The sequence below is a fragment of the Micromonospora sp. NPDC049529 genome (assembly GCF_055586685.1).
The window spans coordinates 183,387-203,792 of the sequence record NZ_JBVJHT010000003.1 but is presented as its reverse complement, the minus strand read 5'-3'; the positions used below and the strand labels follow the sequence as shown (position 1 = coordinate 203,792).

Below are 20,406 nucleotides of genomic sequence, written 5' to 3'. Positions count from 1 at the left end.
TCCGTCTTCGAACGTGCGCACTCGGACCACCGGCCCGCCCTCTGTCTTCCGAGCACGCGGTTCCCGTCGCGACGTTCAGCCCATAAGTCGCTGGGCCCAGTAGAGCTGCCCGTCCGGGCCCATGTGGACCAGTGCGACGAGCACATCGGAGATGGCCACCGGTGCGCTCGCCATCGGCACGTTCGACCGCGCGCGATCTTCCCGGTCCGGGAAGATCGCGACGAACGTCACCGGCGCCGCATCGGGCTCCGATACGGAGAGTGCGTTGCCGGTCGTCCACCACCTACCGTCGACCTCCTGTCCGCCCACACCCCGCAACCAGGGATAGCGGTCGACCGCCTTTTGCAGGTACCCGTGGGATCCGATGCCCACCTCGCCCTGTCGTGGTGAGACGAACCCGAGAATTCCGGGCATGGACCGGCTGCGCTTGTCGAGCACGACGATCCAGAGCATGGCGTCGCGTTGAGGTTCGGCCGGGATCTGCCACGTGACCCGGCCGAGCAGCAGTTGGTCACCGGCGTCCGCCCAGGGCACGTTCTTTTCACCCAGCGCCTCGCTGGCGTCCTCGTTGCCGACGAACTTCAGCGTCGCGGCGGCGGCGAGCACCTCGGGGCCGTACGGCGGTCGGTTGTGCCACCAACGCCACCCCGCGTACCCGGAGAGCCCGACGACCAGCACGAGTGCCACAAGTCCCGCCTGTACCCGCCGCCCGGTCACCCGAGGAGTACAACACGCGAACGCTCCGTTCGTACACGGACAGTTCGAGCGGCTGCACAGCCCGCACGGGTTGTCCAAAAGGTGGTGCGGCCCGGTGGTGCGGCGGTGGATGCTCAGCCGATGCTGATGCATCCCGACCACCTCGTCGTGCCGGTCGACATCGCGCGGGCGCTGGTGGCCGAACAGTTCCCCGCCTGGGCGGAGCTACCGATCCGGGCCGTGACCTCGTACGGGACGGTCAACACGCTGTTCCGCATCGGGGACCGGCTGGCGGCCCGGTTCCCGCTCGAACCGGGGCCGGTCGAGGCGAAGCGGCGGTGGCTCGAAACCGAGGCGGCGGCGGCACGGGAACTGTACGGGCGGACCCGGTTTCCCACTCCCGAGCCGATCGCCCTCGGGCGGCCCGGCCACGGCTACCCGCTGCCGTGGTCGGTGCAGTCCTGGGTGCCCGGCACTGTTGCCAGCGAGGCGGACCCGGCCGGTTCGGAGGACTTCGCCCGCGACCTCGCCGAGTTCGTCGCCGACCTGCGGGCCCTCGACACCCGGGGCCGGAGGTTCGCCGGTTCGGGGCGGGGAGGCGAGCTGACCTCCCACGACGGCTGGATGGAGACCTGTTTCGCACACAGTGAGGGGCTGCTGGACGTACGGCGGCTGCGGCGGATGTGGGCGGAGCTGCGTACGACACCCCGGCTCGACCGGCCGGACGTGATGAGCCACGGCGACCTGATGCCGGGCAACGTGCTCGTCACGGCCGGGCGGCTGGCCGGGGTGATCGACGTCGGCGGTTTCGGACCGGCCGATCCCGCACTGGACCTCGTCGGCGCGTGGCACCTGCTCGACGCCGGCCCGAGGCGGGTGTTCCGCGAAAGACTGGGAAGCGACGACCCGGAGTGGGAACGGGGCCGGGGTTGGGCGTTCGTCCAGTCGATGGGGCTGGTCTGGTACTACGCCGAGAGCAACCCGACCATGGCCGCCATCGGGCGCCGTACGCTGGACCGGCTGATCACCGGGTGACCCGTCAGAAGAGGGTCAGGGGTTCGGCCGGGATCGGCTCGGGCAGCGGTGCGAGTTCGGGCACGCGGGCGCGTACGTCGTCGTGGAAGCGTCGGGCGAGCACCGGGGCATCGGCGTTGTCCGGGGTATGGATGAACACGGTCGGCGAGCGGCCCTCGCGCAGCCAGCCCGTGACGACGTCGATCCAGTGCTGCCAGCCCTCGACCGTCCGCGCGGTGTCGTCGCGGCCGAGGTACCGGACGATCGGCCGGTCGGTCAGCGCGCGGGACCGCAGTGGCACACGCGGCTTCTTCATCCACGCGTCCCGTTCCGCGTCACTGGTCGGCGGGCTCCGGAAGAACGCGGTGGTGTCGAACGGAACCCACTCGGCACCGGCGGCGGTCAGCACGCTCTCCAGCAGCGCCGTCGCCCGCGGGTCGTCGAAGAACGTGGGATGGCGAACCTCCACCGCGTACCGGTGCGACACGGGAGCCTGACGCAGGAACCGGGCGAGTACCGGCACGTCGGCCGGCGCGAACGATCCCGGCAACTGCACCCAGAGCGCATGCGTACGCGGCCCGAGCGGCTCCATCGCGTCCAGGAACACCCGCAGCGCGTCGTCGACGTCGGTGAGCCTGCGTTCGTGCGTGATCGGCTTCGGCAGCTTGATCACGAACCGGAAATCGGGGTCGGTCTGCTGCGCCCACGAGACCACGGTGTCCCTGGCCGGGGTGGCGTAGAACGTCGTGTTCCCCTCGACCGCGTCACACCAGCTGGCGTAGTGCCGCAGCCGCTCGTGCGCCGGCAGCGGATGCGCGAGCAACCGCCCCTGCCACGACTTGTGAGTCCACATGGCGCATCCCACGTGCAGACGCATCGACCGGATCCCTCCCACAGTGAAACGCGCCAGGCGGCTCGACCGGGTTCACCCTATTCGGGGCGGGCAGGGCCGCTCACGTCAGTCGTCGAACTCGAACCCGTTCGCCTTCGCCGTGGTGACCGACTGTCAGCCATGGGCGCCCGGCGGCACAACGGGGTCAGCGCAGCACCGGGCGGCAGCCGGGGTCGGAGGTCAGGGCCGGCCGTTGGTCGCGGGCGAGCCGGTCCAGCAGGGACTGGTCCAGGGCACGGTGAGCAGGCGGAGGTCGTAGCGCTGCGGTTCGACCCGAAGGCAGGTGAGCTGCGAGCGGATCTGCTCGTTGCTCAGCATCTCGATCCCGCCCTGCCCGGGCAGGACCATCGTGTACCGCTCGTCGACCCCCAGGATGTGTCCACCGACGAGGCGTTCCTACGCGTCCTGACCAGGCTGGGCGACGGCGACCACGCTCAGCGGCACCCTCTGGCGAACGGATCTCACGCAGCCCGTAGAAGACGGTGAGGCCGAGCAGGAGCAGCGCCAGCAGGGCGCCGATCGCATTGCGGCTGACCTTCGCCGATCGTCGCGGGGCGCTTTCCACCATCCGCACAGTGCGTCACCGAGCGCAACCAGAACGCCTCCAACTCGACGGGCGCGGCCGGTGTCAGCTCTCCGGCGGTGGCGTCACACCCCCGCACGGGCTCTTGGTGAAGACCAGGTATCCGGACTGGGTGCCGAGCCGGAGTACCACCGCGTCGCAGTTGATGCTGTAGCTGCCCTTCCAGATCGTGTGGGCGGCGTCGGCGTACCAGGTGTGCAGGCACATGTTGCCGGCCGGGCAGGGGTAGAGGGCCTGGGCCGGTGCGCTGGGAATGAGTGCGGTGATGCCGATGGCGAGCACCACGGCGACGAAGACACGACGCAGCATGTTCACTCTCCCTGTGTGAGCCATGTCCGCATCGCGCGGGTCCGCAAGCGACCCGTGCGCGCGGCAACTGGCTGGATTTTTCATCGCCGATCGACGCCTGACAATCAATTCGCCTCGCCATTCGGAGAGTTCTCGTGATTGCCCAGATCACCTCGCGCCGCAGCAGACCCGACAAATGAGATCCAAGATCGGACGGCAACCTCCTTGACCTCAACATTGGTTGGGGTCCTACCGTCGGCCGCTACCAGCACCACGTGACCCACCCCGAGGAGCCGACCCGTGCGTGTCACCGAACAACTTCCCGACCTCACCCGTACGGATGTGGGGGTCGCCCTGTCGAGCGAGTGGGTGCTCGGCACCCCCGAGCGACAACGTGCCGCCGCCGAGGCGACAGTCGCCGCCTGGCAGGACGCCGACTGGCCGACGGGGCTGCTGTCGTACGCCATCTACCTCGACACCGACGGCGACCTGATCCGGAACTACTCACAGTGGACGGACGACGTGGCGGTCGATGCCTTCATGCGGACCGGTCGCGGTCCCCGGGTGGAGCGGATCGACGCCGCCGTGCCCGGCATCGAGCGGCGCGACCTGGCCCGGTACCGCATCCACCGGGGGACCAGGGCCGACGACGGCCGGATTCCGGGCGTGGTCGTGGCGGTCCGGGTCGACACCGACGGCCCCGAACGCTCGCGGGTCTGGATCGACGCGGTATTCGACGCGCTCGGGGCCGACGAGGGACTGCCCGCCGGGGGCATCGGCGGCTTCTTCCACATCAGCGACGACGGCATCCACGTGTTGAACTACGCCGAGTGGACAACTCCGGAAGCACACATCGAGGCCCTGGCGGCGAACAACAACGCGATCTCGCAGGGTCCGCTCTGGGACCGGGTCCAGACCATGGAGGGCGTACGGCTGCTGAGCGTCAGGCGCTACCGCCTGCACCGGAACCTGACGGGCTGACCGGCACCCGACGGACAACCGCACGATCCGGTCGCCGCAGATGTAACGCCACGGGTGCACCGAGCCAAGGAAGGGGTGAAACGGCTACCAGGAGGACGGACTTGTGAACGACTCCGGCACGCAGGAGGGCGACCTTGCCACGATCGGGCACGACCCGGCGGCGTTCGAGATCTTCTACCGGGCGCACGTCGACATCGTCGGCCGGTTCGTGGCCCGGCGGGTGGACGACCCGCACACCGCCGCCGACCTGACGGCGGAGGTCTTCCTCGCGGTAATCCACTCGGCGGCGGGCTACCGCGCCGACCGGGGCAGCCCGCTCGGCTGGCTCTTCGGGGTGGCGCGCAACGTCATCGCCGCCGAACGGCGACGGTCGGTGCGCCAGCACCGGGCGAGCGGACGGGTTGCCGGGCGGCGCCTGCTCGACCCCGACGACATCGCGCGGATCGAGGAGCGCATCGACGCCGAGGCGGTGGCCCGCCGGACGTACCAGGCACTGGGCGAGCTACCGGAACAGACCAGAGCGCTGCTCGAACTCGTCGCCGTCGACGGTCTCTCCGTCGCCGAGGCCGCCCAGGCGTTGGAAATCTCCCCGATCGCCGCCCGAGTCCGGCTGCACCGCGCACGCCGAACCGTACGCCTCCGGCTCGCCCACCCCGACCCCGCGTTCTCGTGAGGAGACGACCATGACATCGACCAGATCCGACCGGTCCGATCGGTCCGGTTTCGAGGAGCGACTGCTCGTCGAGTTGAAGAACGAGATCACGGCTCGGAATCTCGATCGGTCCATCGGGCACGCGCTGTCCCCGGCGGACGCCGTCGGCCGGGCGGTTCGGCGCTCGCCCGTACGACCGTGGCGGGTCGCCGTCGCGGCGGGGGTTGCCACGGTACTCACCGCCGGTGTGCTGGTGGTCCAGACGATCGGGGCCCCGGACCGACCGGCCGAGGCGAGCGCCGCGCAGGTCCTGCTCGACGCCGCCCTGGCCGCACGCCGGCAACCCGCGCTCACCGCCCGACCCGACCAGTACGTCTTCACGGAGTTCCTGATGACGTACCGGGAGGAGCCGATGAGCGGGCCCTACCACACCTACCGGTTCCAGCGCTGGGTGACGGCCGGCGACGGCGCCCAGTGGCAGCAGCGTATGCGGCCGGAGTCCGAACCAAACGCGTGGCGCGACAACCCGATTCAGGACGACAGGCCACGGCCCGCCGGTTACCTGACCGGACTGCCGACCGAACCCGAGGGGATGCTGCGGTACCTGCGGGAGAACCCACCGGATCTCGATCTGCCCGCCGGTGCGGACGAGGCGGCCATCGCCGCCGACCCGACCACGGCGTTCAGCACGGCGACGTGGCTGCTTGAGGGCTACCTGCCACCGGAGTCGATGGGCGCGGTGTTCGAGGCGATGGCAGGCGTTCCCGGAACCGTGGTGGTTCCGGGCGGCGTGACCGACGCGGCGGGGCGGCGCGGGGTGGCGCTGCGTACGCCGGGAGTCATCGGTGGGACCCTTGATGTCATCTTCGACGCGGAAACGTACGCCTACCTCGGCGACCGCGACATGCTGGGACAGGACGGCCAAGAGTCGCTGTTCATGAGCACCGCCAGACTCCGGACCGCGATCGTCGACCACCCCGGCCAACTCCCCTAACCCCAACCACCGGGGCACCGCCCCCCGCCCTCGCCCCGCCCTCCTGCCGTTGATCATGAAGTTAGCGCGCCGTCGAGACCGAATTTATGCGCTAACTTCATGGTCAACAATGCCGGTGACAGCGTGGGATGGGGTGCGTCGTGTTTGCACTTGTGGTCCGGTTTGATCTTCGCGACGAGGCGGCCGGTGCGGAGTTCGACCGGTTGACCTCGGAAACTCTGCCGCTCATCGAGAGCCACGAGCCCGGCACGCTCGTCTACGCGACCCACCGGGTCGAGCACGAACCGCTCGCCCGAGTCTTCTACGAGGTCTACCGCGACCGGGAGGCATTCGACTCACACGAGCGTCAACCCCACGTCGTACGCTTCCACGCCGAAAAGGAACCGTACCTGGCGGGCGCCCGAGTCGAGTTCCTGGAGCCCTCGGGCATGAGGGGCATCCCCCGCACCCCCACCAACCACCGTTGATCATGAAGTTGGCGCGGTTATCCGGCCGGATCGCTGCGCCAACTTCATGGTCAACGACCGACGTGCCGGGTGGCCGGCAGGCTGGATGTGGTCGCTCTACCCGTAAGGACCGGGAGCGGCTGGCGGCGTTCATGCGGCACTTCCGGGACCGGGCAACGGCCGACCTGGACGACCTGACGGCCGAGCAGGCCGACGCACGGTTCGTCGGCTGGATCCACGATCCACCGGTACGCCGACGCCTGCGCCCGGTCTGACCCGTCCGCTGCCTCAGACCACCCAGGCCGGTACGAGCTTGTCCCCGTCCGGTACGGCACAGTGCGCCGCCACCAGCGCACTGTCGAGCCGGTACGCCCGCATCCCGACCGGTGCGACCACGACGGCGGCGAACCCGTCCGGGCCGGCGGTGATCCGGCGCGGGGCGTCGGCCGGGATGACGAGCGTGTCGCCCGGCTCGATGATGTGCACCTCGTCGGCGAGTTCGACGGTGGCCGCCCCGGCCAGGACGGTCCAGACCTGCTCGGTGTCGATGCCGTGCAGGGGTCCGGCCTGGTCGGCGCCCATGTCGACCCGCCAGACGAGTTGGCCGGCGCCACCCTGGGTGGGTGAGGCGAGGGTGGTCATCGTCGCGTTCGTGGTCTCGGTACGGCGGCTCTCGGCGTGGCGGATGACAGGCATGGTCGGATCCCCTAAGTTAGACAACGTGGTTGTCGAAATAGTTAACCAGGTTGTCGAACATGTCAAGTGAGATGCCCGGCTGGGAGCTGCCGCTCCGGCTGTTCCAGGGCTTCCGCCTCATGATCGACGAACTGCACGCGGAACTCGCCCGGCAGGGGCACCCCGACCTGCGGCCGATGCACGGCTTCGTCTTCCAGGCGATCGGCCCCGACGGCACCACCGCGGTCGAACTCGGCCGCCGGCTCGGCGTCTCCAAACAGGCCGCCGGCAAGACCCTCGACGGGCTGGAGCGCCTCGGCTACGTCGTACGCGAATCCGACCCGCTCGACGCCCGCCGCAAGGTCGTACGCCTCACCGAACGCGGGGTCGACTCACTCGTCCGGTCGGCGCGCATCTTCGAGCAGATCCGCGCCCGCTGGGCCACCGCACTCGGCCCCGACCGCCTCCGCGCCTTCGAAACCGACCTGCGCACGCTCACCCCGTCCGACACGTTCCCCCTGGACGTACCCGCCTGGTTCACCGCCGACTGAGCACGGAAAACTCGATGATCCGGGAGAGTTCGGCTCGCTCCGGCCGGCCGAACCTTCCACGATCACGGGACCAAGGAAACGGGGTGACGCGGCAGTTGCCGCGTCACCCCGGATGTCAGTACGGGGTGGGTCAGACCTCGACGACGTTCGGCACGATCATCGGCCGGCGGCGGTACGCGTCGTTCACCCAGCGCCCGACCGTACGGCGGACGATCTGCTGGAGCTGGTGTGGATCGGTGATGCCCTCCGTCGCCGCCCGGCTCAGCGCCTCGGTGATCAGCGGGATCACCGGGTTGAACGCGTCCGGGTCGTCGGAGAAGCCCTTCGCGGAGACGGTCGGACCGCCGACGACCTTGCCGGTCACCGAGTCGACCACCACGGTCGCGGCGATGAAACCACCGTCGCCGAGCATCCGCCGCTCGGTGAGCAACGACTCACCCACGTCGCCGACGGCGAGACCGTCGACGTAGACGTACCGGCTCTGCACGTGACCGACCAGGGTGGCCCGACCCTCGACCAGGTCCACCACGTCGCCGTCCTCGGCGATCACCACCCGGTCGGGGGCCACGCCGGACTCGATGCCCAGCCGGGCGTGCGCCCGCAGGTGCCGCCACTCGCCGTGCACCGGCAGCAGGTTGCTCGGGCGTACGACGTTGAGCAGGTAGAGCAGCTCACCGGCGGGGGCGTGCCCGGAGACGTGCACCTTCGCCACGTCCTTGTGGATGACGGTCGCACCGGCGCGGGACAGCCGGTTGATCACCCGGTAGACCGAGGTCTCGTTCCCCGGCACCAGCGAACTTGCCAGCACGACGGTGTCACCGGACGCCACCGTGATGTGCCGGTGGTCGCCGGTGGCCATCCGGCCGAGCGCGCTCATCGGCTCGCCCTGCGAACCGGTCGACATGAACACGATCTGGTTCGGCGGCAACGTGGTCGCCTCGTCCAGCCCGACCACCAGACCCGGCGGGATCTGGAGCAGCCCGAGGTCGCGGGCGATGCCCATGTTGCGCACCATCGAGCGGCCGATCAGGGCCACCTTGCGGTTGTACTCCGTCGCCGCGTCGAGCACCTGCTGCACCCGGTGCACGTGCGAGGCGAACGACGCCACGATGATCCGGCCGCGCGCCTTGCCGAAGATCGAGCCGAGGATCGGGCCGATCTCCCGCTCCGGCGTCACGAAACCGGGGATCTCCGCGTTGGTCGAGTCGGAGAGGAGCAGGTCGACGCCTTCGGCGCCGAGCCGGGCGAACCCGGCCAGGTCGGTCAGCCGACCGTCGAGCGGAAGTTGGTCCATCTTGAAGTCACCGGTGTGCAGCACCAGCCCGGCCGGGGTACGGATGGCCACCGCGAGCGCGTCCGGAATCGAGTGGTTCACCGCGAAGAACTCGACCTCGAACGGGCCCAGCCGCTCGCGCGCGCCCTCGCGCACCGTCAGCGTGTACGGCTCGATCCGCCGCTCGGCGAGCTTCGCCTCGACCAGCGCGAGCGTGAACTGCGAACCCACCAGCGGAATGTCGGGTTTGTGAGCGAGCAGGTACGGCACCGCCCCGATGTGGTCCTCGTGCCCGTGTGTCAACACGATCGCCTGCACGTCCTCCAGCCGATCGAGGATCGGTGCGAAGTCGGGCAGGATCAGGTCGACACCGGGCTGTTCGACGTCGGGGAAGAGCACCCCGCAGTCGACCACCAGCAGCTTGCCGTCGTACTCGAACACGGTCATGTTGCGCCCGATGGCGCCCAGTCCGCCGAGCGGTATCACCCGCAGCCCACCCACGGGCAACGGTGGGGGAAGTTCCAACTCCCGCGCCTGCGGCTGGCTCATGCCACCGCCTCGCCACGTGCGGTCACTACCGTCGTCTCACTGTTCAGCTTGCCCATGCCGCCGACCTTACTGATTGACCCACTCATGCCGGCAACTCCAGACCCGCATCCGCGCAGTCGGCGCGCAACTGGGCGAGTTCCGCCTCGGTCGCGTCGACCAGCGGCGGCCGGACCGGACCGGCCGGTAGACCCGACGCGGCCAGGCCCGCCTTCACCAGGATCGTGCCCTGGGTACGGAAGATTCCGGTGAACAGCGGCAGCAGTCGCCGGTGCAGCAGCAGTGCGGTGTCGTGCTCGCCGCGCTCGTACGCCTCGATCAACTGCTTGGTGAGCGCACCGGTGAAGTGGGTGGAGGTGCCGACCAGGCCGACCCCGCCGATCGACAGGAACGGCAGCGTCAGCGCGTCCTCGCCGGAGTAGAACGCCAGATCGGTACGGCTGGTCACCCACGAGGTGGCGAACAGGTCGCCCTTGGCGTCCTTCACCCCGACGATCCGCTCGTGCTCGGCCAGCCGCACCAGCGTCTCGGAGTCGATCGGCACCCCGGCGCGGTGCGGGATGTCGTAGAGCATGATCGGAACGTTGGACGCGTCGGCGACCGCGGTGAAGTGCCGCAGCAGCCCCGCCTGCGGCGGCTTGTTGTAGTACGGCGTCACCACCAGCAGCCCGTGCGCGCCGGCCTTCTCCGCGGCGGCGGCCAGCTCGATCGTGTGGCGGGTGTCGTTGGTGCCGACCCCGGCGACCACCAGGGCCCGGTCACCGACCGCCTCCACCACCGCCCGGAGCAGGCGTTCCTTTTCCGCGTCGGTGGTCGTGGGCGACTCGCCGGTGGTGCCGCTGATCACGAGTGCGTCGTTGGCCTGCTCGTCCACCAGGTAGGTGGCGAGGCGGGCCGCGCCGTCGAGATCCAGCGAGCCGTCCGCGGTGAACGGCGTGACCATGGCCGTGAGCAGTCGCCCGAAGGGACGGGGCACCGCCCGGTCGGCGGCGGCAGGGTGGTCGTGCGTCATACCGCTAACCTATCGGACGCCCAGCACCCGGCCGCCGGGGAAGTGCTCAGGACTGCTCGGCGTACGGGCTGGCGGCCACCTCGGTGCCGTCCGGCAGGGTGCTGATCACGAAGTCGGCGAAGACGTTCGGCGCCACCCGCTGGAGCTGACGCAGGCACTCCACGGCCAGCTCGCGAATCTCGACATCGGCGTGCTCGGTGGCCCGCATCGACACGAAGTGCCGCCAGGCCCGGTAGTTGCCGCTGACCACGATCCGGGTCTCGGTGGCGTTCGGCAGCACCGCGCGGGCCGCCTGCCGGGCCTGCTTGCGCCGCAGCGTCGGGTTCGTCACGTCGGCGAACCGCTGCTCCAGCCCCTCCAGCAACTCGGTGTACGCCCGTACGCTGGCCTCGGTCGCCTCGACGAACCGCTTGTGCAGCTCGGCGTCCTCGGCGATCACCGACGGCTCCACGAAGGCGGCGTCGCGCTCCGGCACGTACCGCTGCGACAGCTGCGAGTACGAGAAGTGCCGGTGCCGGATCAGCTCGTGGGTGAACGACCGGGAGACCCCGGTGAAGTAGAACGTCACACTGCCGTGCTCCAGCACGGAGAGGTGGCCGACCTCAAGGATGTGCGCGAGGTAACCGGCGTTGGTCGCGGTGGCCGGGTTCGGCTTCTTCCAGGACTGGTAGCAGGCCCGGCCGGCAAACTCGGCGAGCGCCTGGCCCCCGTCGGCGTCGGTCGACCAGGGCACCTCCTCGGGCGCCTCGAACTGGGTCCACGCGATGAGCTTGACCTGCGGTGACACGATTTCCGGCATTCCTGGGACTCTAGTGGCTGCCGGTGCGGGCGCTCACCAAGGGGCCGCGGGTGTTACACGTAGAACCAGGTGAACGGGGTCCACGGGAGGTTGCGCAGCACCGAGAAGGCCAGCCAGGCGGCGAGGAAGACACCGAGGGTGACCGGGCCCACCGAGAGTTGCGGGAGTCGCCAGCCGAAGAGCCGTTTACCGGCCCAGGCGACATAGAGGTAGACCAGGAACGGGACGACGAAGACGAAGACGATGTGGTGCCGGGCGGCGGCCGGCAGGTCCCCGTGGAGCAGGTACCAGAACGCGCGGGTGCCGCCGCAACCGGGACAGTCCAGCCCGGTGGTCAGCTTCAGCAGGCAGGTCGGGGCGGCGTCGGGGGCGCTGCGGGTCGGGTCGGCGTAGAGCGTGTAACCGACCGCGCCGCCCAGGCAGGCCAGGATCGCCAGCGGCCCCAGCCAGCGCGGGGACCGGGTGGCGAGCCGGTCGAAGAAGCGGGTGATCCGGTCCGGCTCGGCGGCCACCGGATACCACTGCCGGGCGTCTTCCGGATCGGGCGACCAGTGCGGCCCGACCGCCGACGCCTCGGCAGGACTCGCCTCGGGCGGTGTTGTCGGTCCACCCGCGCTGGTCATCGCCACCCCACTCGTCGCACCGGCCGCGCTCTCACCGTACACCGGTGGTGGAAGCCAACGCGGCGGTGAGCGGGCCGGCGAGATCGCCCGCGACGGGCGGCGCGACCGCGCTCAGGCCGAGCCAGCCGGCGAGCCGGCGCAGCTCGGCGGCGAGCGCCAACGCGGTGTCCGCCGGGTCCGCGCCCGGCTCCGACCAGGCCGCCGGGACCAGCAGTACGCCGGCCTTCCGGTCGGCCTTCAGGTCGACCCGGGCGGTGAACCGCTCCCCCTGGAGGAACGGCAGCACGTAGTAGCCGTAGATCCGCTGCGGGGCCGGGACGTAGATCTCGATCCGGTAGCTGAAGTCGAACAGCCGCTCGGTCCGGGCCCGCTCCCAGACCACCGGGTCGAACGGGCTGACCAGGGTGTTCGCCCGGATCCAGCGGGGCAGCCGGGCCTCGCTGTGCAGGTACGCCGGCAGCCGCCAGCCCTGCACCGTCACCGGCCGCAACTCCCCCGCCTCGACCAGCTCCGCCACCGCCACCCGCGCCGCCGCCACCGGCAACCGGAAGTAGTCGCGCAGCTCCGGCTCGGCGGCCACCCCCAGGCACCGGGCGGCGATCGCCACCAACCCCCGGTACGCGTCCGCCGGTGCCGGCGTCGGGGTGTCCAGGACCCGCGCCGGCAGCACCCGTTCGGGCAGGTCGTAGCGGCGGGCGAAGGAGTTCGTCCGGCTGGCGGCGGCAACCTCGCCGGCCCAGAACAGGAACTCCAGCGCCCGTTTCACGTCCGACCAGTTCCAGCCCCAGTTACCGGTCTGCCGGGGCGCGTCGTGCTCGATCTCGGCGGCGGTCAGCGGGCCACGGGCGGCGACCTCGTCGCGCACCCAGGAGACGAGCTGCGGCTGCTCCTGGGCGATCCGCCGCATCCCGCCCCAGGCGGCATCCCGCGCCGCCGCCATCCGCCAGCGCAGCAGCGGGTGCAGGTCGACCGGGACCAGCGACGCCTCGTGCCCCCAGTATTCGAACACCTCGCGCGGCGGCCGGTAGGCGGCCCGGTCGAGCAACTCGGTCGGGTAGGGGCCGAGCCGGCTGTAGAGCGGCAGGTAGTGGGCCCGCTGCAACACGTTGACCGAGTCCATCTGGAGCAGCCCGGTGCGGCCGAGCACCCGGCGCAGGTGGCGGGCGGTGGGCACGGCGGTCGGCACCGGGTCGGCGAAACCCTGCGCGGCGAGCGCCACCCGCCGGGCCTGGGCCAGCGACAAAGATTCGGGTACGGTCATCGGCTCGCACCCTAACCGAAGCCCCCGACACCCGACCGCGCTGTCCGGGGGCGGGGCTCGACCGGATGGGCTGGACTCGCCGCCCGGCACGGGCTACAACAAGGACGTGCTGACCATCCGAGCGGAGGAACCCGCCGACGCCGAGGCGGTCGCCAGTGTGCACGTACGCACCTGGCAGGCCGGGTACGCGGGGATCATGCCGGACGAGGTGCTGGGCCGGCTGAACGTACAGGCGTGGGCGCAGCGGCGGCGGGACGTCGGCACCGCCGACCCGGAGCACCCGTTCGTCACCCTGCTGGCGGAGCGCGACGAGACCGTCGTCGGCTTCACCACCTTCGGGCCGTACCGCAACAACCAGGACCGGGACGACCTCGACCACAGCTGCGGCGAGATCCTCACCATGTACGTCGACCCGGACCACTGGGGCACCGGCGTCGGCCGGGAGCTGATGCTGGCCGGGCTGACCGGGCTGAGCGAGCGCGGCTGGCGCGACCTGCGGCTCTGGGTGCTGGCCGACAACCTGCGGGCCCGCCGCTTCTACGAACGCGCCGGACTGGTCACCGACGGCGAGCAGTCGACGTACGAGCTACACCCCTCCGGCGGGCGGCCGCCGGTCGGGTTGGTCGAGCTGCGGTACGCCGCCCGGCTCGGCGACGCGTGAGGAGCCCTCGGGCAGCCGGGTCCGGTCGTTGCCGACCGGCAGGCCGACCAGCAGGGCGATGCTGATCCAGACGTAACCGTTGCTGCCGAGGAAGCCGCCGACGCCGGTGAAGTCGTGCTCCCAGTGCCAGACCAGCCGGCTGCACAGCACCAGGTACGCGACGATCGCGAAGGCCAGCAGCCAGCGTCGACGGAGGCTGCGGGCGGGTGCCGCGTACGCGTGGTCGACCAGCAGCACCAGCGCCGGGATCAGCCACACCAGGTGGTGCACCCAGGTCACCGGGCTGACCAGCGCGCCGAGCACCCCGGTCAGCGCCAGCCCGGTCACCTCGTCGCCGGCCCGCACCGCGGCGCGTACCCGCCAGGCCCAGATGACCAGCGCGGCGGCGACCAGGATCGCCCAGGCCAGTTTGCTCGGCTGGGCCGGGTCGAGCCGGGCGACGAGCCCCTGCAACGACTGGTTCGAGATGAACGCCAGTTCGCCGACCCGGTCGGTGTCCCAGAGGGCGGTGGTCCAGAACTCCCGCGAGGCGTCCGGGGCGATCGCGGCGGCGACCAGGGTGGCCACGGCGGCGGTGCCGCTGGCCGTGAGCGCCGCCCGCCAGCGCCCGGTGACCAGCAGGTAGACGATGAAGATGCCGGGCGTGAGCTTGATCGCGGTGGCCAGCCCGATGCCCACCCCGGCCCAGCGCTTGTAGCGGGCCGGGTTGCGTCGGCCGCCGGCCGGCGACCACCAGGGCAGGAAACTGCCGGGTACGACCCGTCCCGGCGCGGCGTAACCGGGGCGGACCAGCCACAGCAGGTCGGCCGCGACCAGTACCAGCAGCAGCATGTTGACCTGGCCGAAGTCGACCGTCTCGCGCATCGGCTCGAACGCCGCCGCCAGCAGGGCCGCGACCGCCAGGGCGAACCAGCGGGTCCAGCCAACCCGGCGGGCGATCGGGTCGACCAGCCACCAGAGCAGCAGCAGGCTCACCACGACGGTGGCGGCGACGCTGAGCACCATCGACAGCGTGAACGGCAGGTACGCCAGCGGCAGCATCAGCAGGGCGGCGAACGGAGGGTAGGTGAAGCCGTACTTGCTGTTCGGTTTGAGCCAGTCGTAGATCTCGCCGCCCTCGCGGGCCCAGTAGTGCAGGGCGCCGGAGTAGACCTTCAGGTCGAAGAACCCGTGCCCGACGGCGGCGTACGACAGGAAGACGGCGACCAGTCCGGCCAGAACGATCACGAAGAGCACCTGGTACCGGGTCTGCCGGAGGGCACCCTGCGCCACCGTCGCCTCCTTAGCGTCCGTACGCTCACCGTTCATGGCTCTCGGGTACGTCCGCCCGGCGCGTCCTGCCGACGCCGCCGAGATCGCACGCATACAGCTCGCGACCTGGCGGGTCGCCTATCGCCGGTTGCTGCCCAGGCACGTGCTCGAACGGCTGGACGAGGGGTGGCTCGGCAAGCGGTGGTCCGCCGCGATCGAGGCACCGCCGTCCCCCCGGCACCGGGTGCTGGTGGCGATCGAGCAGGCCGAACAATCTTATCTGGTGGGTTTTGCCGCATCCGGACCGGCAGACGAGCAGTCACTTGCCCCGGACGAGCCGGCCGAAACGCTGGTGCCGGACCTGATCGGGGTGACCGACCTGCTGGTCGAGCCGCGCTGGGGCCGTCGTGGGCACGGCAGTCGGCTGCTGGCGGCAAGCGTCGACCTGTGGCGGGAGGACGGCGCCCGTACGGCCCTCGCCTGGGTCTTCGACGGCGACGAGGCGAGCCGGGCGTTCCTGGCCAGCACGGGCTGGGAGCCGGACGGGGCGACCCGGGCGTTGGACGTGGACGACATGCTGGTCCCCCAGCTGCGCCTGCACGTGGCCCTGGACGCCGAGCCGCCGGCCGACGGCGAGGAGCCCGCCGACGCTTCGTGAGCGTCGACGGGCCCGTCCGGTGCGGCCGAGGGCGGGCGCGGTCAGCCCTTGTCGGCGCCCTGGTTGGCGTCGCGCACGAAGTACCGCTGGAAGATCACGAAGATGATCGCCACCGGGATGGTGGCCAGCAGCGCGGCGCCGAGCTTGAGCGGGTACTGGGTGCCCGACCCGAATGAGCCGCTGACCAGGTCGGCGAGCCCGCGTGGCAGGGTGAACAGGTCCGGGTCCTGGACCGCGACCAGGCTGTGCGGGAACTCGTTCCAGGAGCCCTGGAACGACAGGATGGTCAGCGTGATCAGGGCCGGTCGGGCGGTCGGCAGCACCACCGACCAGAACGTACGGAACACGCCCGCGCCGTCGATCCGGGCCGCCTCCTCGACGCTGGCCGGCACCGACTCGAAGAACTGTTTCATGATGAAGACCCCGGCGGCGTCCACCAGCAGCGGCAGGATCAGCGCGGTGTACGTGTTGTAGATGCCGAGTTGGTTGAGGACCAGGAACTTCGGGATCAGCAGCACCACACCGGGGACCGCCATCACCGCCACCACGGCGGCGAAGATCGCCCCTCGGCCCCGGAAGCGCAACCGGGCCAGGGCGTAGCCGGCGAGCGAGTCCAGGAACACCCGGCCGAGCGTGACCACGATCGTGACCAGCAGCGAGTTGCCGAGCCAGAGCGGGAAGTTCGTCCCCTCGAAGATCCGCTGGAAGCTGTCCAGGTCGACCGGGTTCGGCACCGGGGAGAGCGGGTTCGCCGCCGCGTCCGGCTCGGTCTTGAACGAGCTGGCGATCTGGATCACGAACGGGTAGAGGAAGACCAGCGCGAAGAAGATCAGGATGGCGTACCCGACGAAGCTGGTCACCAGGCCGCGCGGCTCCCGCCGACGGCCCGGCGTGGCGGCGGACGCTGGTGCCCGGCCCGCCGGTGGCGGCGGACTGCCGGCCGGGGCGTGCCCCCTGGTCGGTGGGTCGGTCACGATCGACATCTCACGACCTCCGCTCGGACCGGCGCCACCAGCGCGACGTGCGGCCGGTGTCCCGGTCGCGCATCAGCCGCCGCTGCACCAGGGTCAGCACGATAATGATCAGGAACAGGACGAACGAGATCGCCGCGCCGCTGCCGTAGTCGAAGTCCCGGAACGCGGTCCGGTAGGACAGGTACGCCGGGGTGAGCGTGGTCTTCGCCGGGTTGCCCTGGCTCATCACGTAGATCTGGTCGAAGACCTGCCACGATCCGATCAGGCCGAGGGTCAGCACCAGGAACAGGGTTGGCCTGATCATCGGCAGGGTCAGGTAACGCAGCCGCTGCCACCGGGTGGTCCCGTCGAGCACGCTGGCCTCCTCCAGCGTCACCGGCACGTTCTGGAGCGCGGCGAGGAACATCAGCATGAAGGTGCCCGAGGTGGTCCAGATGACCAGCGCGATGATCGCGGTCATCGCCACGCTCGGCCCGGACAGCCAGTCCCACCAGGTCAGCCCGAGCGGCCCGCCGCTGCTCAACGCGGCCGGCGGCTGGTCCACCCCGAACAGGCCGAAGAACAGGTGCAGGGTGCCGCGCGAGTCGGCGAACCACTGCGGCCCGTCGATCCCGAACATCCCCAGCAGCCCGTTGATCGCCCCGGAGTTGGCGAACATGAACAGGAAGACCACGCTGATCGCCACCGAGCTGGTGACCGACGGGAAGTAGAACGCGGTCCGGAAGAACGACTTGCCCTTGAGCATCCGGTGGTTGACCACCAGGGCGAGGAAGAGGGCGAGCGCGGTCTGCACCGGTACGACGATCGCCACGTAGTAGATGTTGTTCCGGATCGAGGTCATGAAGTCGCGGCGGGCCAACCCGTCCTCGGTGAACAGGTGGGTGTAGTTGTCCGCCCCGACGAACGGGACCTTGCCGGTGAACGGGCTGCCCTGACCGTTCCAGGAGGTGAGGCTCACCCAGAGCGCCATCAGGATCGGCAGCAGCATGAAGACGCCGAGGATCACCACGACCGGGGCGACGAAGACCCAGCCGGCGATCCGCTCGTTGCCGCGGATCCCACCACGTAGGCGGCGGGGAACGGCCGGGACTCCGGAAGCCATGCTTCCTCTTTTCGAGGGGGAACTTTCGAGGGGGGAAGGGGTGTTCGCAGGGGCCCCGACCGGGGCCCCTGCGCAGGGCGTCAGCCGCCGAGGGCGGCGGTGGTGTTCTTCTGGAGGCTCTGCAGGATCGTCTTCGGGTCAGTGCTGGCCAGCGCGGAGAGCTGGGCGTCGAAGTCGACCAGGACGCTGTCCATCTTCGGGGCGTTCACCGGGCCCTGGGCGTACTCGGCGCCGTCGATGAACGGCTTGTCCGCCGGGAACGCCTGGGTGTACTGGTCCCGGGCGGACTCGCGCGACGGCATCACACCGAACGCCTTCGCGAAGGTCATCTGCGCATCGACGCTGGTCATCGCCTCGACGAACTTGATCGCCTGCTCCTTGTGCTGACTCTTGGCCGCGATCCCCCAGCAGTTGGTGAAGGAGAGCGTGCCCTTGCCCTTCGGGCCGGCCGGCAGCGGGTGCACGGTGTACTTGACGTCCGGGAAGTCGTTCTGCATACCGCCCTTGATCCAGTTGCCCTCGATGGTCATCGCGACCTTGCCCTTGCCGAAGGCCTCACCGGCCCAGCCGGCGTCGAGCTGCTTCGGGTACTGGGCCAGACCACCGGCGAGCAGGGTCTTGACGTACTCCAGGGCCTGGAGGTTGGCCGGGCTGTCGGCGGTGGCCTGCTTGCCGTCCGGGCTGGTGACCCAGCCGCCGGCCTGGGCGAGGAAGGCGCCGACCCGGTCGCGGGTGTCGCCGATCGCGAGCGGGGTGATGCCCTTGGCCTTGATCTTCTGGGCGGTCGCGGTCAGCTGCTCCCAGGTGGTCGGGATGTCCGCGTCGGTCAGCCCGGCCTTGGCCCACAGGTCGGTGTTGATCTCCAGGGCGAGGGTGGAGAAGTCCTTCGGCGCGCAGTAGAACTTGCCGTCGTAGGTGAACGTCTTGCGCAGACTCTCGTAGAAGTCACCGCCGTCGGCGAGCTTGTCGCCGTACGGCTCCAACGCGCCGACGCTGGCGTAGTCGGCGAAGCGCCCGGCGTCGACGTAGAAGACGTCCGGCGGGGTGCCGCCGGCGAGGGCCTGGCCGAGTTGCTGGGTGAGGTCCTGTGCCGGGGTGACGGTGGCGGTGTTGCCGGAGCTGCTGGCCCAGGCGCTCGCCGCGTCCTGCACCGCCTTGGTCTCGGCCGCGCCGGACGAGCCGATCAGGATCTGGATGCTGGCCGGGCCGCTGCTCTGGGCGCTGTCGGACTGGTCGTCGTCGAAGCCGCCGCCACAGGCGGCGGAACCGAACAGCGCCGCTACGGCGATGCCCGCCACGGCGGAGCGCCGGATGAAACGTCGTGCCATGTCAATCTCCTGATGGGGGGTGGGGTTACCGGTGGTGCGGTGGTACGGGATATGGGGTCCTCGGGCGGTGGCGGCCGGTCGGCGTCTCAGCCGGACTGGCGCACCACCAGTGACGGCGTCAACAGCACCTGGGCCGGTACGCCGCCCCCGGCACCGTCCGAGACGCCGTCGCCGTCGAGTACGCCGGCCAGCAGGTCCACGCAGCTCGCCGCCGCCTGGGCCAGCGGCTGACTGACGCTGGTCAGCCCGATCGCCTGGGCGACCGGGGTGTCGTCGAAGCCGGTGACCGCGACGTTCACGCTACGGGCCCGGACCGCTTGCAGGGCCCCGAGCGCCAGCGAGTCACTGGCGCAGACCAACGCGGTCGGCGGTGCGGCCAGGTCGAACAGTTCATGCGCCACCGTCTCACCCTGGGTAATGCCGTCCGGGGTTTCCCGGTCGAGTTCGGTCGGGTCGGCGCCGGTTGCCCGGACGGTCGATGCCCAGCCGGCACGGCGGTTGTCGCCCACCCCGGAACCAGCCGGCCAGCCAACGAAGGCTATCCGCCGATGACCCTGAGTGACCAGATGAGAGGTGGCCGAGGCGGTCCCGGCGGCACCGTCGACGTCCACCCAGGGGTAGCGCTCGGGCGCGTCCCAGGACCGACCGAAGGTGACGAACGGCACCTTCCGTTCGGCCAGCCAGGCGGTCCGGATGTCACCGTGGTCGGTGCCGGTGAGCACGAACGCGTCCAGGTCGTACGCACCGAGCAGGTCGTCGTAGGTGGCGATCTCGGTGGCCGGGTTCTCGGCGGTGTAGAGCATCACCCGGTAGCCGGCCTCGCCCGCCGCCTCGGTCAGCCCGTGCAGGAAGCGGTCCAGCACAGAGCCGTTGATCCCGTCGCGGGTGGGCTCGATCCGTACAGCGATCAACTGCGACCGCCCGGTACGCATCTGCCGGGCCGCCTGGCTGGCCCGGTAGCCGAGGGCGGAGATGGCCTCCCGGACCCGTTCGCGGGTCTCCTCGCGGACGATCTCCGGGCTGTGGATCACGTTCGAGACGGTCTGGCGACTGACCCCGGCGCGGCGGGCGACTGTCGCGATGGTCACTTTCTGTGCCATGAATCCCTCCTCCCGTCTTGAACGTTCAAACTTCGATGGGGCATCA

24 protein-coding genes are annotated in these 20,406 nt (G+C 70.5%); 9 read left to right on the top strand and 15 right to left on the bottom strand.

All coding sequences use genetic code 11. The annotated features are described in order from the left end of the window. Window positions 1-75: 75 nt before the first annotated feature. Window positions 76-717 (bottom strand): hypothetical protein, encoded by a 642-nt coding sequence (locus tag ACZ6QQ_RS06170; protein ID WP_465874757.1) that lies wholly within the window; start codon window positions 715-717, stop codon window positions 76-78. Between the two features lie 120 nt (window positions 718-837). Between ACZ6QQ_RS06170 and ACZ6QQ_RS06165 the strand changes: the two genes are divergently transcribed. Next, the gene (locus ACZ6QQ_RS06165; protein ID WP_465874756.1) at window positions 838-1,731 is read left to right on the top strand and encodes an aminoglycoside phosphotransferase family protein; all 894 of its coding nucleotides are present in this window, start codon (window positions 838-840) and stop codon (window positions 1,729-1,731) included. 4 nt (window positions 1,732-1,735) lie between these two features. Here the strand turns inward: ACZ6QQ_RS06165 and ACZ6QQ_RS06160 are convergent, their stop codons facing one another. The 3 genes from ACZ6QQ_RS06160 to ACZ6QQ_RS06150 form a co-directional block, all read right to left on the bottom strand. Then, complete coding sequence (locus ACZ6QQ_RS06160) at window positions 1,736-2,563, bottom strand: DUF72 domain-containing protein (RefSeq protein WP_465874755.1); 828 nt, start codon at window positions 2,561-2,563, stop codon at window positions 1,736-1,738. A gap of 219 nt (window positions 2,564-2,782) precedes the next feature. Further along, complete coding sequence (locus tag ACZ6QQ_RS06155; protein ID WP_465874754.1) at window positions 2,783-2,950, bottom strand: hypothetical protein; 168 nt, start codon at window positions 2,948-2,950, stop codon at window positions 2,783-2,785. A 280-nt stretch (window positions 2,951-3,230) separates the two neighbouring features. Continuing rightward, complete coding sequence (locus ACZ6QQ_RS06150) at window positions 3,231-3,494, bottom strand: hypothetical protein (RefSeq protein ID WP_465874753.1); 264 nt, start codon at window positions 3,492-3,494, stop codon at window positions 3,231-3,233. Window positions 3,495-3,773: 279 nt separating this feature from the next. On the opposite strand from ACZ6QQ_RS06150, the gene ACZ6QQ_RS06145 reads away from it, so the two are divergent. The 5 genes from ACZ6QQ_RS06145 (at window position 3,774) to ACZ6QQ_RS06125 (ending at window position 6,821) form a co-directional block, all read left to right on the top strand. Beyond that, window positions 3,774-4,454, top strand: a complete 681-nt coding sequence (locus ACZ6QQ_RS06145) for a hypothetical protein (RefSeq protein WP_465874752.1) — start codon at window positions 3,774-3,776, stop codon at window positions 4,452-4,454. A 103-nt stretch (window positions 4,455-4,557) separates the two neighbouring features. Next, window positions 4,558-5,127, top strand: a complete 570-nt coding sequence (locus ACZ6QQ_RS06140) for an RNA polymerase sigma factor (RefSeq protein ID WP_465874751.1) — start codon at window positions 4,558-4,560, stop codon at window positions 5,125-5,127. Between the two features lie 10 nt (window positions 5,128-5,137). Continuing rightward, complete coding sequence (locus tag ACZ6QQ_RS06135) at window positions 5,138-6,100, top strand: CU044_5270 family protein (RefSeq protein WP_465874750.1); 963 nt, start codon at window positions 5,138-5,140, stop codon at window positions 6,098-6,100. A 140-nt stretch (window positions 6,101-6,240) separates the two neighbouring features. Continuing rightward, complete coding sequence (locus ACZ6QQ_RS06130; RefSeq protein WP_465874749.1) at window positions 6,241-6,567, top strand: putative quinol monooxygenase; 327 nt, start codon at window positions 6,241-6,243, stop codon at window positions 6,565-6,567. Window positions 6,568-6,698: 131 nt separating this feature from the next. Beyond that, window positions 6,699-6,821: a hypothetical protein gene (locus ACZ6QQ_RS06125; RefSeq protein WP_465874748.1), complete on the top strand. Its 123-nt coding sequence runs from the start codon at window positions 6,699-6,701 to the stop codon at window positions 6,819-6,821. Window positions 6,822-6,834: 13 nt separating this feature from the next. Here the strand turns inward: ACZ6QQ_RS06125 and ACZ6QQ_RS06120 are convergent, their stop codons facing one another. After that, complete coding sequence (locus tag ACZ6QQ_RS06120) at window positions 6,835-7,242, bottom strand: cupin domain-containing protein (protein WP_465874747.1); 408 nt, start codon at window positions 7,240-7,242, stop codon at window positions 6,835-6,837. A gap of 59 nt (window positions 7,243-7,301) precedes the next feature. Here ACZ6QQ_RS06120 and ACZ6QQ_RS06115 point away from each other — a divergent pair, with 59 nt between their 5' ends. After that, entirely contained in the window at window positions 7,302-7,772 is a 471-nt protein-coding gene (locus tag ACZ6QQ_RS06115) for a MarR family winged helix-turn-helix transcriptional regulator (protein ID WP_465874746.1), read from the top strand. Window positions 7,773-7,902: 130 nt separating this feature from the next. On the opposite strand, the gene ACZ6QQ_RS06110 is transcribed toward ACZ6QQ_RS06115, so the two are convergent. From ACZ6QQ_RS06110 to ACZ6QQ_RS06090, 5 genes are all read right to left on the bottom strand, one after another. Further along, window positions 7,903-9,594, bottom strand: coding sequence for a ribonuclease J (locus tag ACZ6QQ_RS06110; protein WP_465874745.1), 1,692 nt, complete (start codon window positions 9,592-9,594; stop codon window positions 7,903-7,905). 82 nt (window positions 9,595-9,676) lie between these two features. Beyond that, window positions 9,677-10,603, bottom strand: a complete 927-nt coding sequence (gene dapA, locus ACZ6QQ_RS06105) for a 4-hydroxy-tetrahydrodipicolinate synthase (protein WP_465874744.1) — start codon at window positions 10,601-10,603, stop codon at window positions 9,677-9,679. Between the two features lie 46 nt (window positions 10,604-10,649). Beyond that, the gene (gene thyX, locus ACZ6QQ_RS06100) at window positions 10,650-11,402 is read right to left on the bottom strand and encodes an FAD-dependent thymidylate synthase (RefSeq protein WP_465874743.1); all 753 of its coding nucleotides are present in this window, start codon (window positions 11,400-11,402) and stop codon (window positions 10,650-10,652) included. Window positions 11,403-11,455: 53 nt separating this feature from the next. Continuing rightward, the gene (locus ACZ6QQ_RS06095; protein ID WP_465874742.1) at window positions 11,456-12,025 is read right to left on the bottom strand and encodes a DUF2752 domain-containing protein; all 570 of its coding nucleotides are present in this window, start codon (window positions 12,023-12,025) and stop codon (window positions 11,456-11,458) included. A gap of 31 nt (window positions 12,026-12,056) precedes the next feature. Beyond that, window positions 12,057-13,286, bottom strand: coding sequence for a winged helix-turn-helix domain-containing protein (locus tag ACZ6QQ_RS06090; protein WP_465874741.1), 1,230 nt, complete (start codon window positions 13,284-13,286; stop codon window positions 12,057-12,059). A gap of 106 nt (window positions 13,287-13,392) precedes the next feature. Here ACZ6QQ_RS06090 and ACZ6QQ_RS06085 point away from each other — a divergent pair, with 106 nt between their 5' ends. Further along, the gene (locus ACZ6QQ_RS06085; RefSeq protein WP_465874740.1) at window positions 13,393-13,947 is read left to right on the top strand and encodes a GNAT family N-acetyltransferase; all 555 of its coding nucleotides are present in this window, start codon (window positions 13,393-13,395) and stop codon (window positions 13,945-13,947) included. On the opposite strand, the gene ACZ6QQ_RS06080 is transcribed toward ACZ6QQ_RS06085, so the two are convergent. Beyond that, window positions 13,873-15,219 carry a glycosyltransferase 87 family protein gene (locus ACZ6QQ_RS06080; protein WP_465874739.1) on the bottom strand — a complete coding sequence of 449 codons (1,347 nt, stop codon included), beginning with the start codon at window positions 15,217-15,219 and terminating at the stop codon, window positions 13,873-13,875. The two genes, ACZ6QQ_RS06085 and ACZ6QQ_RS06080, sit on opposite strands and share 75 nt — an antisense overlap. A 34-nt stretch (window positions 15,220-15,253) precedes the next feature. Between ACZ6QQ_RS06080 and ACZ6QQ_RS06075 the strand changes: the two genes are divergently transcribed. Further along, window positions 15,254-15,856, top strand: a complete 603-nt coding sequence (locus ACZ6QQ_RS06075) for a GNAT family N-acetyltransferase (protein WP_465874738.1) — start codon at window positions 15,254-15,256, stop codon at window positions 15,854-15,856. Window positions 15,857-15,897: 41 nt separating this feature from the next. Here the strand turns inward: ACZ6QQ_RS06075 and ACZ6QQ_RS06070 are convergent, their stop codons facing one another. The 4 genes from ACZ6QQ_RS06070 to ACZ6QQ_RS06055 form a co-directional block, all read right to left on the bottom strand. Beyond that, the gene (locus ACZ6QQ_RS06070) at window positions 15,898-16,839 is read right to left on the bottom strand and encodes a carbohydrate ABC transporter permease (RefSeq protein WP_465874737.1); all 942 of its coding nucleotides are present in this window, start codon (window positions 16,837-16,839) and stop codon (window positions 15,898-15,900) included. 1 nt (window position 16,840) lies between these two features. Further along, entirely contained in the window at window positions 16,841-17,932 is a 1,092-nt protein-coding gene (locus tag ACZ6QQ_RS06065) for a carbohydrate ABC transporter permease (protein ID WP_465874736.1), read from the bottom strand. Window positions 17,933-18,012: 80 nt separating this feature from the next. Next, complete coding sequence (locus tag ACZ6QQ_RS06060) at window positions 18,013-19,260, bottom strand: sugar ABC transporter substrate-binding protein (RefSeq protein WP_465874735.1); 1,248 nt, start codon at window positions 19,258-19,260, stop codon at window positions 18,013-18,015. A gap of 86 nt (window positions 19,261-19,346) precedes the next feature. Next, window positions 19,347-20,360, bottom strand: a complete 1,014-nt coding sequence (locus ACZ6QQ_RS06055) for a LacI family DNA-binding transcriptional regulator (RefSeq protein ID WP_465874734.1) — start codon at window positions 20,358-20,360, stop codon at window positions 19,347-19,349. Window positions 20,361-20,406 lie beyond the last annotated feature (46 nt).